The 14,378-nt window shown below is 59.0% G+C and carries 11 protein-coding genes; 5 read left to right on the top strand and 6 right to left on the bottom strand.

Features of this window, described 5'->3' with window-relative positions; translation table 11 throughout:
• The gene (locus ACM110_RS04920; protein WP_416126845.1) at positions 1 to 1,068 is read left to right on the top strand and encodes an autotransporter outer membrane beta-barrel domain-containing protein; all 1,068 of its coding nucleotides are present in this window, start codon (positions 1 to 3) and stop codon (positions 1,066 to 1,068) included.
• A 123-nt stretch (positions 1,069 to 1,191) separates the two neighbouring features.
• Here the strand turns inward: ACM110_RS04920 and glgB are convergent, their stop codons facing one another.
• From glgB to ACM110_RS04905, 3 genes are all read right to left on the bottom strand, one after another.
• The gene (gene glgB / locus ACM110_RS04915; protein WP_416126844.1) at positions 1,192 to 3,426 is read right to left on the bottom strand and encodes a 1,4-alpha-glucan branching protein GlgB; all 2,235 of its coding nucleotides are present in this window, start codon (positions 3,424 to 3,426) and stop codon (positions 1,192 to 1,194) included.
• Between the two features lie 2 nt (positions 3,427 to 3,428).
• A complete protein-coding gene (treS, locus tag ACM110_RS04910) occupies positions 3,429 to 6,770 on the bottom strand; it encodes a maltose alpha-D-glucosyltransferase (protein WP_416126843.1) in 3,342 nt (1,113 codons plus the stop codon).
• A gap of 161 nt (positions 6,771 to 6,931) precedes the next feature.
• Positions 6,932 to 8,929 carry an alpha-1,4-glucan--maltose-1-phosphate maltosyltransferase gene (locus ACM110_RS04905; protein WP_416126842.1) on the bottom strand — a complete coding sequence of 666 codons (1,998 nt, stop codon included), beginning with the start codon at positions 8,927 to 8,929 and terminating at the stop codon, positions 6,932 to 6,934.
• 204 nt (positions 8,930 to 9,133) lie between these two features.
• Between ACM110_RS04905 and ACM110_RS04900 the strand changes: the two genes are divergently transcribed.
• Positions 9,134 to 9,301, top strand: a complete 168-nt coding sequence (locus tag ACM110_RS04900; protein ID WP_338580716.1) for a hypothetical protein — start codon at positions 9,134 to 9,136, stop codon at positions 9,299 to 9,301.
• A 104-nt stretch (positions 9,302 to 9,405) separates the two neighbouring features.
• On the opposite strand, the gene ACM110_RS04895 is transcribed toward ACM110_RS04900, so the two are convergent.
• Positions 9,406 to 9,906 carry an MgtC/SapB family protein gene (locus ACM110_RS04895; protein ID WP_416126841.1) on the bottom strand — a complete coding sequence of 167 codons (501 nt, stop codon included), beginning with the start codon at positions 9,904 to 9,906 and terminating at the stop codon, positions 9,406 to 9,408.
• A gap of 132 nt (positions 9,907 to 10,038) precedes the next feature.
• Between ACM110_RS04895 and ACM110_RS04890 the strand changes: the two genes are divergently transcribed.
• The 3 genes from ACM110_RS04890 to mapR all read left to right on the top strand — a co-directional run bounded on the left by ACM110_RS04890 (position 10,039) and on the right by mapR (position 13,438).
• Positions 10,039 to 10,272, top strand: a complete 234-nt coding sequence (locus ACM110_RS04890; protein ID WP_416126840.1) for a DUF3203 family protein — start codon at positions 10,039 to 10,041, stop codon at positions 10,270 to 10,272.
• Positions 10,273 to 10,467: 195 nt separating this feature from the next.
• Positions 10,468 to 11,880: a cytochrome c oxidase accessory protein CcoG gene (gene ccoG, locus ACM110_RS04885; RefSeq protein ID WP_416126839.1), complete on the top strand. Its 1,413-nt coding sequence runs from the start codon at positions 10,468 to 10,470 to the stop codon at positions 11,878 to 11,880.
• Between the two features lie 148 nt (positions 11,881 to 12,028).
• Positions 12,029 to 13,438 (top strand): GntR family transcriptional regulator MpaR, encoded by a 1,410-nt coding sequence (gene mapR, locus ACM110_RS04880; protein WP_416126838.1) that lies wholly within the window; start codon positions 12,029 to 12,031, stop codon positions 13,436 to 13,438.
• Positions 13,439 to 13,521: 83 nt separating this feature from the next.
• Here mapR and ACM110_RS04875 read toward each other — a convergent pair whose 3' ends face one another.
• Both ACM110_RS04875 and ACM110_RS04870 read right to left on the bottom strand, forming a co-directional pair.
• The gene (locus ACM110_RS04875) at positions 13,522 to 14,181 is read right to left on the bottom strand and encodes a hypothetical protein (RefSeq protein ID WP_416126837.1); all 660 of its coding nucleotides are present in this window, start codon (positions 14,179 to 14,181) and stop codon (positions 13,522 to 13,524) included.
• Between the two features lies 1 nt (position 14,182).
• Positions 14,183 to 14,347, bottom strand: coding sequence for a hypothetical protein (locus ACM110_RS04870; protein ID WP_416126836.1), 165 nt, complete (start codon positions 14,345 to 14,347; stop codon positions 14,183 to 14,185).
• Between the last annotated feature and the right edge of the window lie 31 nt (positions 14,348 to 14,378).

Here is a 14,378-nt window from a genome sequence, read left to right as displayed (position 1 = left end):
ATGAGAACTTCACTCACCCAACAAGAGATCAAAGTCACTTTTTGCACTGTCTCGAGTTCACTCCTGCTGTGCTCCTCCATGGAAGTACAGGCCCAACCGGCCGAGGAAGAAGTAACGCCCTGGTACCGCCAGGACGTTCCCGTGCTTACCTTGCCTGCTCTTGACACCACTTACCCTGGCCGTTTCAGCCCCAATCCCGACATACGAAGTAGCCGCTTCACCACCGAAGACGCAACGCCCTATGCCTGGGATCAGATTTACGGACAGGCATCACGCCAGGCACAAACCGACGCCCTCGCCCAAGGCTTTACCAATTTCGGTTCAGGCGAACTCAAAGGCCCGGCGATCCTGACCCTGCAAAGCAACAGCGGCCATACCCAACGGGTCGGCCTGATTGGCGGCACCAGCCAGATCCAGGGCAACAGCAATGGCCTGGTGACCAATCGCGGCATGTCCGACCCGAATACCGATACCCTCAACCTGCAAGGCCAAAGCCTCGGCGCCTACTACAGCCTGACCGGCCCACAAGGCTGGCACGTCGATCTGTCGGCCAGCGGTGGCCGGGTCAACGGTGTCAGTCGCAACGAACAAGGCGCGCGGCAAATTACCGAAGGCAGCGCGATGACACTGTCGGTCGAAGGTGGCTTCCCGATTGGCATCAGCGAAAATTGGGTGGTTGAACCCCAAGCGCAATTGATCAATCAGCGGATCACCCTGGATACCCCTTACGCGGGCTCAGCCAATGCGTCGTCCAGCGACTTGACGTCGTGGAGCGGCCGGGTCGGTGCCAAATTGAAAGGGAGTTACGACATCAACGGCCTGCCCGTCGAACCCTATGTGCGGACTAACTTGTGGCACACGGTGTATACCGGCAATACCGTGACGCTCGATCAGGTCGACAAGATCAGCAGCAGTCGCAACTCTTCGACGGTCGAGTTGGGATTGGGGTTGGTGGCAAAGGTCACGCCGACAGTGAGCCTGTATGTCAGCGCCGATTACAGCAGCGATGTGGATGACAATGATCTGAACGGGATCATCGGCAGCCTGGGTGTGCGGATGCGGTGGTGAGGAACAGACCTCAAGAGTTGTATTGACTGGGCTGACGCCATCGCGGGCAAGCCTTGCTCCTACAGGTATTCGGCGCTTTTGCCTTTGTAGGAGCATAGCTTGCTCGCGATCAGCGGTTTGGGATCAGCCCTCAGGACTCAACATCAACACCGCCAACGGCGGCAAGTTCAGCACCAGCGACAACGCCTGCCCGTGGCTCGGCGCTTCCTCGGTAAACGCCCCGCCACTGTTGCCGTAATTGGAACCGGCATAGGTCGCCGAATCGCTGTTGAGCAACTCGGTCCAGCGACCGGCGAACGGCACGCCGACCCGATACGCCTCACGGGGCACCGGGGTGAAGTTGGCCACCACCAACACCGGCCGCCCTTCCTTGCTCCAACGCAGCCACGCATAGACGCTGTTGATCGCGTCGTCACCAATCAACCACTGGAAGCCTTGCGGCACATCGTCCTGCTCGTGCAGTGCAGGCTCTTCGCGGTACAGGCGATTGAGGTCGCCCACCAGCTTCTGCACGCCTTTGTGTTCGGAGTATTGCAGCAAGTACCAGTCCAGTTGCTGGTCGTGATTCCACTCGCGCCACTGACCGAACTCACAGCCCATGAACAACAGCTTCTTGCCCGGATGCGCCCACATGAAACTCAGGTAGGCCCGCAGGTTGGCGAATTTCTGCCAGCGGTCGCCGGGCATCTTGTCGATCAGCGAATGTTTGCCGTGCACCACTTCGTCGTGGGAAATCGGCAGGATGAAACGCTCGGACCAGGCGTAGACCAGACCGAAACTCAGCTCGTTGTGGTGATGCGCGCGGTACACCGGGTCTTGCTGGATGTAGTGCAGCGAATCGTGCATCCAGCCCATGTTCCATTTGTAGGCGAAGCCGAGGCCACCCTGTTGCGTACTTTGGCTGACACCCGGCCACGCGGTGGACTCTTCGGCAATCACCAGTGCACCCGGTGCTTCGAGTGCGACCACATCGTTGAGGTGGCGCAGGAAGTCGATCGACTCAAGGTTTTCCCGACCGCCATGGCGGTTTGGCACCCACTCGCCGGCCTTGCGTGAGTAATCGCGGTAGAGCATCGAGGCCACGGCATCGACCCGCAGGCCGTCGACGTGGAAGTGCTTGAGCCAGTGCAGCGCCGAGGCCAGCATGTAGCCGTGCACCTCGGTGCGGCCGAGGTTGTAAATCAGCGTGTCCCAATCCTGGTGAAAGCCTTCCTGCGGGTTGCCGTATTCGTACAGCGCCGTGCCGTCGAACTGCGCCAAGCCATGGGTATCGGTGGGAAAATGCGCCGGTACCCAATCGAGAATTACGCCGATTTCGGCCTGGTGGCATGCGTTAACGAACGCCGCGAATTCATCCCCCGTGCCGTAACGGGCGCTGGTGGCAAATTGCGAGAGCAACTGATAACCCCACGAACCACCGAACGGGTGTTCCATGACCGGCATCAGCTCGATGTGGGTGAAACCCAGCTCTTTGACGTAAGGAATCAGCCGCTCGGCCAATTCGGGCCAGGTGTACTGGCGAGCCACTTCGCCAAGATCGTCCAGTTCGCATTGCCAGGAACCGGCGTGCAATTCGTAGATCGACAACGGCGCGGTCGGGCGATGACGTTCGCCTCGGGACAGCATCCAGTCCTGGTCCTGCCAGTCAATCTTCAAGGGTGAGGCGACTTTCGACGCGGTATCCGGCGGCAGGCTGGTGGCCAGCGCCATCGGATCGGCCTTCAGCGGCAGAATCCCGTCCTTGCCGAGGATTTCGTATTTGTAGGCTTCGCCCGCTTGCAGGCGTGGAATGAACAACTCCCAGACGCCGGTCGGGTGGCGCAGGCGCATCGGATGACGGCGACCGTCCCAGACGTTGAAGTCACCGACTACCGATACCCTCTTGGCATTCGGTGCCCACACCGCGAAGCGCACGCCGTCGACCCCGTCCACGGTCTTCAACTGTGCGCCGAGGGCGCTGCTCAGATCACGGTGATTGCCCTCGGCGAACAGGTACAAGTCCATGTCACCGAGCAATGGGCCAAAGCTGTAAGGATCTTCGGCAGTCTGTTCGCCACCGGCCCAGCGGGTCCGCAGCAAATACGGTTGCGCCCGGTCGAAGTGCCCGACGAACAACCCCGGTGTCTGGGTCGCTTCAAGGTTGCCGAGCTCTTCCCCGGATTCCTTGGCCACCACCTGCACGCTCAAGGCGTCCGGCAGGTACGCTCGAATGAATTGTCCGCCGGCACCGTCGCCGTGAGGGCCGAGAATTGCAAAAGGGTCGTGATGCTCGGCACGCACCAGTGCGTCGATATCGCGCGCCCTGGGTAGCAGCGCCTCTTTGTGATGATGACCCTGTTCCTTGTTCGAGAAACTCATGACTACTCTCCACCAAGATCGGAAAAGGGTTTAAGCCCACTCAATAATCCATATAAACCGTGCAACGGCACGGGCAGCCAGGTGGGGCGATTTTCCGCCTCATAGGCCACTTCATACGCCGCCTTCTCCAGGCCGAACAACGCCAGTGCGGCGTCCTCGCCTTCGGGATCTTGCCATGCATGGCCAAGCGTAGCTGCCGCCAGCCGATAAGCGTCGACAAATGCCTGTTTTGCTTCACTCAAATAACGATCCGCCACTCGCTTGCGAGCCGCCTGTGCCTGCTCCGTGTTGTCGACGTTGTGCACGTTGATGGTCATCGCCGCCGCATAGTCGAAGGAACGCAATACACCGCTGACATCCTTGTACGGGCTGTGCTTGCCTCGGCGTTCATGCAACGGTCGCGCCGGTTCGCCTTCGAAATCGATGAGGTAGGCATCGCCCTTGATCACCAGTACCTGGCCAAGGTGCAAGTCGCCATGTACGCGAATCCGTAGCCCACCCGTAGTCTTTTTGCCCAACTCCTGCACGTGGCTGAGGATGGTTTTTTTGTTGTCCAGTAAACGGCTGACCAGGGTTTTGTCCGCCGGGTTCAGTTCGTTTTGATGCTGCTTGAGCAATTTCAGCGCATGCTCGATCTGCGCCGCCACATCCTTGGCCGTTGCCATTGCATCTTTTTGCGTGGTGTTTTGCGGCTCGAAATCAGAGTTGTTGCTCGGCGCTGCAAGCACCTGATGCATTTCGCCCAGCCGTTGACCGAGCATGGCCGCGAAATCCTTCAGCTCGCCAAGCGCGTTGTAGTGCTGGTCCTGATCGGACATGGCGTCCGCCAGCTCGTCGCGCAACGCCCGTTCCAGGTTGTTCTGGGTCCATTCCCAGGCATCGCCCTGATTGCTCAGGTAGCCTTGGGCAATCATCAGCAGGTTGTCTTCGCCCGCCGCATCCCGACGCACCACCGCCCCCAGCAGCGGCGAGATATTGCCGAACCCGGCACTGGTCAGATACGCGCTCATTTCCAGTTCCGGGTGCACGCCCGATGCAACTTTGCGGATCAGCTTGAGCACCAGGCTGTTGCCGATCACCACCGAGCTGTTGGATTGCTCGGCGGACAGGTAGCGCACTTCCGACTCTGCCGTCAGGCCCAGTTTCGCCAGTTCGGCCGTCGGTTCGAAACGGATCTCGCCGCCATCGGAAGGCAACACCCGATTGTCGTGCATGCCTTGCAACACCGTGCGGATAAAGTTCTCCAGGCTGAAGGCATCGGTGATCAAACCGACCTGCGGCCCACGGCGCACCCGTGACAGCGCCAGTTGCTGGGGCAAAGCCGCGCCGACCTGATCTTCTGCAATAAAGCCGAACGGCAGTTGATAGCGACTGGTCTGGCCGCCGCTGGTGACTTCGATTTCACTCAACAACACCGGATGCTGCGCATCACCAAAACGCACGCCGTAAGCCAGGTTGACCTGCTCGATGGCCGCGTCCTTGCCGGCAAACCAGCGACGGTTCTGCAACCAGTTCGGCAGGATGCCCTGCTCCAACGTATTTCTGGACGGTGACTCCAGCAGTTCTTCCATGCGTTTTTTCAGCACCAGCGTGGTGAAGTCCGGCAGGCTTTGCGCCGGTTCCACGTGCCAGCTCGGCATCTGGTTTTCGGCGGCGAGGCCGAACCAGTAGAACCCGTAAGGCGCCAGGGTCAGAAGGAAATTCAACTGGCCGATGGGCGGGAATGCGTTACCGCCGAGCATTTCCACCGGCACCATGCCGACATAAGCGGACAGGTCGAGTTCCACTGCCTGGGCGCTGCGCGACACGTTGGCCACGCACAGAATGATTTCGTGCTTGCCGTCAGGCCCGGTGTATTCGCGGGTGTAGGCGAGAACACGACGATTGGTCGGCGACAGCATTTTCAGTGTGCCGCGACCGAAGGCCTTGGACTGCTTGCGCACCGTTAGCAGGCGCCGGGTCCAGTTCAGCAGTGAATGAGGATCACCGGACTGGGTTTCGACGTTGACCGACAAATAACCGTACAAGGGGTCCATGATCGGCGGCAGGACCAGACTGGCCGGATCGGCGCGGGAGAAACCGCCGTTGCGGTCAATCGACCATTGCATGGGCGTGCGCACGCCGTCGCGGTCGCCGAGGTAAATGTTGTCGCCCATGCCGATTTCATCGCCGTAGTACAGGGTCGGCGTGCCGGGCATCGACAGCAGCAAACTGTTGAGCAATTCCACCCGGCGACGGTCACGTTCCATCAGCGGCGCCAAGCGGCGGCGAATCCCCAGGTTGATCCGCGCCCGACGGTCGGCCGCGTAGTAATTCCACAGGTAATCGCGCTCCTTGTCGGTGACCATTTCCAGAGTCAGTTCATCATGGTTGCGCAGGAAAATCGCCCATTGGCAGTTGGCCGGGATTTCCGGGGTCTGGCGCAAAATATCGGTGATCGGGAAACGGTCCTCCTGGGCCAGCGCCATGTACATGCGCGGCATCAGCGGGAAGTGGAAAGCCATGTGGCATTCGTCGCCGTTCAGGCCCTTTTTGTCGGTGTCGCCAAAATACAGCTGGGTGTCTTCCGGCCATTGATTGGCCTCGGCCAGCAGCATGCGGTCGGGATAATTGGCGTCGATTTCGGCGCGGATCTGTTTGAGGACGTCGTGGGTTTCCGGCAGATTTTCATTGTTGGTGCCGTCGCGCTCGATCAGGTACGGGATCGCGTCCAGACGTAAACCGTCGATGCCCATGTCGAGCCAATAGCGCATCACCGACAGCACAGCTTTCATGACCTGCGGGTTATCGAAATTCAAATCGGGCTGGTGGGAGTAGAAACGGTGCCAGAAGTACTGGCCGGCGACCGGGTCCCAGGTCCAGTTGGATTTTTCGGTGTCGAGAAAAATGATCCGGGTGCCGTCGTATTTCTGATCGTCATCGGACCACACGTAGAAGTCCCGCGCCGCCGACCCTTTCTTGGCCTTGCGTGCGCGCTGAAACCACGCGTGCTGATCCGAGGTGTGGTTGATGACCAGCTCGGTGATCACTCGCAAGCCGCGCTTGTGCGCCTCGGCGATAAAGCGCTTGGCATCGGCCATGGTGCCGTAGTCGCTGTGCACGCCGCGGTATTCGGCGATGTCATAGCCATCGTCGCGGCGTGGCGAGGGATAGAACGGCAACAGCCAGATGGTGTTGACGCCGAGGTCGGCGATGTAATCGAGTTTGGCGATCAGGCCGGGAAAGTCGCCGATCCCGTCGTTGTTGGAGTCGAAATAGGATTTGACATGAACTTGATAGATCACCGCGTCCTTGTACCAGAGCGGGTCCTTGATGAAGGTGGCTGCCTTGGGTTTCTTCGCCATTGGAAACTCCTGTTGAACTCTCTACACATCGGTCAGATGTGCTAATCCTCTGTAGGAGCTGCCGAAGGCTGCGATCTTTTGATCTTCGATTTGAAAGGCAAAAGATCGCAGCCTGCGGCAGCTCCTACAGGGCTAATTGCCTGGAAGACTGCTCGGCGCGATCAAGACGCGGTAATCCTCCAGATCCCGAACGGCTGATACGCCGGGTCGATCCGCATGAACTGGTACTTGCCGTGCCACGTCCAGCGATGGCCGTTCATCAAGTCTTCGCCCTGGGTGCTGGCGTCGTCCGGCAAACCCATTTCCCACAGCGGCAATTCGAAGTTCGCCTCCTGTACGTTATGCGGATCGAGGCTGACCGCCACCAGAATGAAATTGCTGCCGTCGGCGCTGCGCTTGCCGAAGTACAAAATGTTGTCGTTCCAGGCGTTGTAGATTTTCAGCCCCAGATGCGTGTGCAGCGCCGGGTTCTGCCGGCGAATGCGGTTGAGCTGGGCGATCTCGGCAATGATGTTGCCCGGCGCAGTGAAATCCCGAGGGCGGATCTCATACTTCTCGGAGTTGAGGTATTCCTCTTTGCCCGGCACCGGTGCCGACTCGCACAACTCGAAACCGGAATACATGCCCCACAGGCCCGAGCCCATGGTTGCCAGCGCCGCGCGAATCAGAAAGCCGGGGCGTCCGGAATCGTGGAGGAACGCCGGGTTGATGTCCGGTGTGTTGACGAAGAAGTTCGGCCGGTAGCATTCACGCCATGGCGACTCGTTAAGTTCGCTGAAATAAGTGGCCAGTTCGTGTTTGGTGTTGCGCCAGGTGAAGTAGGTGTAGCTCTGGGAGTAACCGACCTTGCCCAAGCGCGCCATCATCGCCGGCGTGGTGAACGCTTCGGCGAGGAAAATCACGTCAGGGTAAAGCGCCCGCACATCGGCGATCAGCCATTGCCAGAACGGCAGCGGTTTGGTGTGCGGATTGTCGACGCGAAACAGCTTCACGCCCTCCTCGACCCAACCAACGACGATGTCGCGCAGTTCGACCCACAGGCTCGGAATCGCCTCGGCGGCATAGAAATCGACATTGACGATGTCCTGGTACTTCTTCGGCGGGTTTTCCGCGTATTTGATCGTGCCGTCGGGGCGCCAGTTGAACCAGCCCGGATGTTGCTTGAGCCAAGGATGGTCCTGGGAACACTGGATGGCGAAATCGAGGGCGATCTCCAGACCGTAGTCCTTGGCCGCCGCCACCAGCCGACGAAAGTCTTCGCGGGTGCCGAGCTGTGAATGAATCGCCTCGTGGCCACCCTCTTCGCTGCCGATGGCATACGGGCTGCCCGGATCATCCGGTCCCGCCGTCAGAGAGTTGTTGGGGCCTTTGCGAAAGCTGCGACCGATCGGGTGGATCGGTGGAAAGTACAACACGTCAAAACCCATGTCCTGGATCATCGGCAGCCGTGAATGCACGTCGTTGAAGGTGCCGTGGCGGGTCGGATCGTCAGTGATCGAACGCGGGAACAATTCGTACCAACTGGCGAACTGCGCGAGTTCTCGCTCGACGTCCACCGGATACTCGGGGCTGAGACTGAGGTAAGCGCGGTGATCGGCCAGGGCCATCAGTTCGGCGCTACGCTGGTGCAGAAACAGCGCGATCTGCTCGGTTTCGAGCAGGCCCGACAATTCATGATGCAGTGCTGCCAACTGTTCGCTCAGTTGCCCTTCGCTACGTTCGGCGGCTTGTTGCACGTGAAGGCGGCCTTCCTGCAATTCCAGGCTGACCGGCACCGCGGCGGCGTGCTTCTTTTCCAGTTCATAACGGAAACTGGCGAACTGGTCGATCCAGGCTTCGATGCAGTAGACATGACGGCCCTGGTTAACCACGCGAAACCGGCCCTGCCAACCATTGTTGCCCAGGTCGTTCATGGCTTCGCTTTGCCAGACCTCATCACCCTCGGACCGCCAGCGAATGCGCACGGCCAGTTTGTCGTGACCGTCGGCAAACACTTTACTGGTGACCACTACGTCCTCGCCCACCACGGCCTTGACGGCGAACTGCCCGCCATCGAGGGTCGGCATGGTGTTTTCGATCGCGATACGTGGCAGCAATAAAGCCTGCGACAGTGGAATGTGCGGGTTGTAATTCAATTCATTCGGTTTTTCAGCCGTCATCGAGCATCACTCCTGTACGCCCCAAGGACGCTCTTGTGTCTGGTTGCCACCCCGTCAGGCAATCCGCCCCGGAATGAACTCACTTAGGTTCCGAGCGACATCCGCCGGGAAAAGTTCATCGGCAATTGGCTGGAATCAAATCCCTTGCGAAGCGGTCAATCAACTTAAGCACGACTCACGCCATGTGCCACTGGAGGCAGGAAGATGAACAATCCATTCCCGGCTGAAACACCTGATCCGAACATCGACAACCCGGTGATTCCACCAACCGATCCGCAGCCCGTGCCCGAACAAGACCCGCCGGGCATCCAGCCACCGCCACGGGAAGAACCGCCTACGACCATGCCACCGGTGATTGTTGCGCCGGAATGAAGACAGTTGATCGGTGCTTCGCCAATCCCCTGTAGGAGCTGCCGGAGGCTGCGATCTTTTGACTTTGCTTATTAAGATCAAAAGATCGCAGGCTCCGCCAGCTCCTACGGTTCGCGGTCCTTTTCGAACAGGCTCACGATCCTCGGCATCACCCCGAGTATCAGCAGCGCCAGCAACGTACTGAGCAACGCCGTCGCCTCCTTTCCCAACCCCGCCGAGACACCGATCGCGGCGGTCATCCACATGCCAGCCGCCGTGGTCAGGCCTTTGACGTGGCCTTCATCACCCTCCTGGTTTTTCAGGATGGTGCCGGCACACAGAAAACCGATCCCGGCGATCACGCCTTGAATGACCCGACTCATGGCGTCGGCCTGTGAGCCGGACATCTGCGGCACCAACACAAACAGCGCCGCGCCAATCGCCACCAGCATGTGGGTGCGCACCCCCGCCGCCTTGCCCTTGTGTTCGCGCTCGAAACCGAGAATCCCGCCGAGGACGGCCGCCATCAGCAAGCGCACCGTGATGCGCGTCAGTTGCGCGGCATCGCCGATATCGGCGAATTCCGCTTGCAGGGTCACCCAGACTTCATGCCACCAGGCGTTCATGGTGCTGTCCTTTTGAAGTACTCGCGAAAGGTCATGGAGGATGGACCGCGTCGACCATTAATCGGTTGCACAGAACGATGGCCGGTACAGACGCCCTAACCTTTTAATACCCGTTGAAAAAAGGATCACGCCATGACCGTGCGCATCGAAAACCAGACCTGTTTCTTCACCACCGAGAATGGCGAAGAGATTCGCTTGTGCCCCGACGTGACCATCGTCACTGACAGCGCCAAAGCCATGTCGGCGGTGGACCTCAATGGCCAGCGCATCTACATCACCGAAGCAGAAGCCGATGCATTGACCGTAGCAGGTGCAGTGGACGGACGCCGGCACTTGAAGGCCACCGACAGTGATTCGGTGATTTGACTGACCCGGATCAACAACTTCCGCCAGCGCCTGATATAGGCGCTGACGGCCCGCCGAGACAGGTGCTTCAACTTGTCGCAGGTGGTTCTGCAATACGCATCTGATCCGGTTTTTAAAGCAATAGCTGAGTCTGTTATGCAAACAGATCGCCGCTCATAGTGCTCATGCCTGATGGAGGCTGATGAGCGAAAGACCATGAGCGAGAGAATCCCCGTCCGAACCGTTGAAACATTCGAACCTTCACGCCCGAAGATGAAGGTCAAAACCAGCGACAACCTGATCCACACCCGTAGCTTCACCGGCCTGTTCCGTTCCTTGCGTATCAGCGGCGCGGGATTTCTGTTTTTGCTGTTCTTCGGCACGGTGTGGCTGAACTGGGGCGGCCGTCAGGCAGTGCTCTGGGACCTCTCCGAAAGCAAATTCCACATCTTTGGCGCAACGTTCTGGCCGCAGGATTTCATCCTGCTCTCGGCGCTGCTGATCATTGCCGCGTTCGGCCTGTTTGCGATTACCGTGTTCGCTGGCCGCGTTTGGTGCGGCTATACCTGCCCACAGAGCTCCTGGACCTGGATCTTCATGTGGTGCGAGAAAATCACCGAGGGCGAACGCAACCAGCGCATCAAGCTGCAAGCCGCGCCCTGGGGCCTGAACAAACTGATGCGCCGCTCGGCCAAACACACCTTGTGGCTGGCCATCAGCCTGCTGACCGGTTTGACCTTCGTCGGCTACTTCACCCCGATCCGCCCACTGGCCGAACAACTGCTGACCTTGCAAATGGGCGGCGTCAGCCTGTTCTGGGTGCTGTTCTTCACCGGGGCCACTTACATCAACGCCGGATGGCTGCGCGAAGCGGTGTGCATGCACATGTGCCCGTATGCGCGCTTTCAGAGCGTGATGTTCGACAAAGACACCCTGACCATTTCCTACGACGTCGCCCGTGGCGAGAACCGTGGCCCACGTAAACGCGAGGTCAAACCGGCCGAGGTCGGCCTGGGTGATTGCATCGATTGCCAGCTCTGCGTACAGGTCTGCCCGACCGGCATCGACATCCGCGATGGCCTGCAGATGGAATGCATCGGTTGCGCGGCGTGCATCGACGCCTGTGATTCGATCATGGACAAGATGGGCTACGAGCGCGGCTTGATCAGCTACACCTCCGAGCGCCAGTTGCAAGGCGGCAAGACTCACTTGCTGCGGCCACGACTGATCGGTTACACCGCCGTGTTGCTGGTGATGATCGCCGCGCTGGTCGTCGCACTGGTCGAACGGCCAATGGTGTCGCTGGACGTGAGCAAGGACCGTGGCCTGTTCCGCGAGAACAGTCAGGGGCAGATCGAAAACATCTACAGCCTGAAGGTCATCAACAAGACCCAACAACGTCAGGGCTATCGACTGACCCTCGTCGACGGTGACGGCTTCCAGTTGCAAGGCAAGACTGATTTGAGCCTGGCGCCAGGCGAGATTGTCGACGTGCCGGTATCGGTGGCGATGACTACAGACCGGCCGAGCAGCAGCTCGCAGGGCATCAGCTTCAAGGTGGTCGACAGTGACGAACCCGGCATCTACAGCGTGGCCAAAAGCCGGTTTGTTGCGCCGATGAATCGTTGAGCCTTTAAACTGCAAAGCCTAAAAGATCGCAGCCTTCGGCAGCTCCTACAGGTGTATGCCGTACCATGGTAGGAGCTGCCGAAGGCTGCGATCCTGGCGATTTCAACCGCGACCACTTTTCGATTCACGACACCAATTCGGGATACCGATGAAACGCTACGAAAAATTCGCCGACGACATCGCTGAACTGATCCGCACCGGCGTCCTTGACCCCGGCCAGCGCGTGCCTTCGGTGCGCTACGCCAGCCAGACTTACGGGGTCAGCCCGTCCACGGTGTTCCAGGCTTATTACCTGTTGGAGCGCCGCGGCCTGATCCGCGCCCGGCCGCGCTCCGGCTATTTCGTCAATGCCAACGCACCGCGGCCATTTTCCGAGCCGGTGATCAGCAGCCAGGTCAACGAATCCACCGAAGTCGACGTCAGTGAACTGGTGTTTTCGGTCCTCGATTCGATCAAGGACCCGAACACCGTACCGTTCGGCTCGGCGTTCCCCAGCCCCACGCTGTTTCCGCTGCAACGGCTATCACGCTCGCTGGCCAGTGCCAGCCGTGAGATGGACCCGCGCATGGTGGTCACCGACATGTCGCCGGGCAACCCGCAACTGCGTCGGCAAATTGCCCTGCGCTACATGGTCGGCGGGCTGATGTTGCCCATGGAAGAACTGCTGATCACCAACGGCGCGCTGGAAGCGCTGAACCTGTGCCTGCAAGCCGTGACCCAACCCGGCGATCTGGTGGCCATCGAAGCCCCGGCGTTCTACGCCTGCCTGCAAATACTGGAACGGTTGAAACTCAAAGCCGTGGAAATCCCGGTCCATCCGCGGGACGGCATCGACCTCGGCGTGCTTGCGCAAACCCTGGAACGCCATCCGATCAAGGCCTGCTGGTGCATGACCAGTTTCCAGAACCCAATGGGCGCGACCATGCCCGAGACGAAGAAACAGGACCTGGTGGAGTTACTGCGCCAGCATCAAGTGCCGCTGATCGAAGACGATGTCTACGCCGAGTTGTATTACGGACAACAGGCGCCAAAACCGGCCAAGGCGTTCGATACCGAAGGGCTGGTGATGCATTGCGGTTCGTTCGCCAAAAGCCTCGCGCCGGGCTATCGCATCGGTTGGGTCGCGGCCGGCCGCTATGCGCAGAAGATCGAACGCCTGAAGCTCATGACATCGCTCTGCGCCTCGATGCCGGCCCAGGCCGCCATTGCCGATTACCTGCAACACGGCGGCTACGACCGGCATCTACGCAAGTTACGTCACGCGCTGGAAGACCAGCAAGCCGCCATGCTCGCCGCCATCGCCCGTTATTTCCCGGCGCAGACGCGGGTCAGCCAACCGGCGGGCGGATACTTTTTGTGGCTGGAACTGCCGGCGCAGATGGACTCGCTGAAACTGTTTCAGATGGCGTTGGCCCAGGGGATCAGCATCGCGCCGGGTCCGATTTTTTCGCCGGCACAGCGCTTCAGGAATTGCATTCGGTTGAATTACGGCAGCCCATGGACCGAGGACTCGGAAAAGGCGATGGAGACGTTGGGGCGGATTGTCAGGTCTTTCTGAAGGCCTCGACCGGCATCACATACGGGCTGAGCGCCGGCATGAACCGGGCGATCAGCCTCGGTTCACAGTTGGTTTTATAGAACTCAGCCTATGTCGTCTAACTCCAAGACACCGGCGCCTCTGACTTGCACGCCAAACTCAGCGGGCAGCGGGTTCCAGATAACATTCTCGGCCCCCAGGAATGTGTCGGAGAAGTATTGCTGCCCATCGTTTTCGAGTGACGTTTTATTATTGTAAATATAAGTAGCACCCTGAACTTGATCCTGTATGAACGATGCGGTCTCACTCGCGATCGGCGCAATTAACAAACTTTCATCTACAACAAGCTTTCGAGCGACATTGAACAACCGCTGATCACCCTGGCCAAATACATTCATATAAAAGCGTGTTGGATTCTCCGGCATCACCACAATATTTCCGACGTCCGTCGTCTGCCCGTTGGTTTCCCGTATTTTCTCCATGCTCAGGAAATAACCAAAAAACTTCCCAGGTGTGGCCACGCGTAAGGTGTATCGATCATTTTCCGAGCGAAAATGAATCAACAATGGCTCATCGTCGTCACGATCCGCCACGGTTAAAAAGCCCCCTTCGCTTTTGAGTTGGCGGGTATATTCCGTACGTTGAGCCGGCGTCAGGCGCGGGCGTGCGAGCCGCTTCTCCATCAGTTGGTAATTCAATACCAGTGGCTTTCCCCCCAGGAAAAGATGAGCGATAACTGATTTGTTCAGGTCGTCTTGGTTCATATCAGTCTTCCACCACATTACGCTTGCGACGTTCAACAATCATCTGATCCGCCAGGTAGGCAGCTCCCGCCAGATAATCAATCGATGCCAGGCCCGAGTATTCCCGGTGCAAATAACGCAAAACAAATTCATCCCAGAAAGCGACTTCGTCTTTGTAAAGATCCATTTACTTACATCTCCATGATTTAAATTAGAAC

Origin of the sequence: Pseudomonas sp. NFX98, assembly GCF_047784845.1 — a bacterium.
GTDB lineage: Bacteria > Pseudomonadota > Gammaproteobacteria > Pseudomonadales > Pseudomonadaceae > Aquipseudomonas.
The sequence above is the reverse complement of the archived record's forward strand: the minus strand, read 5'-3'. Positions and strand labels throughout refer to the sequence as shown.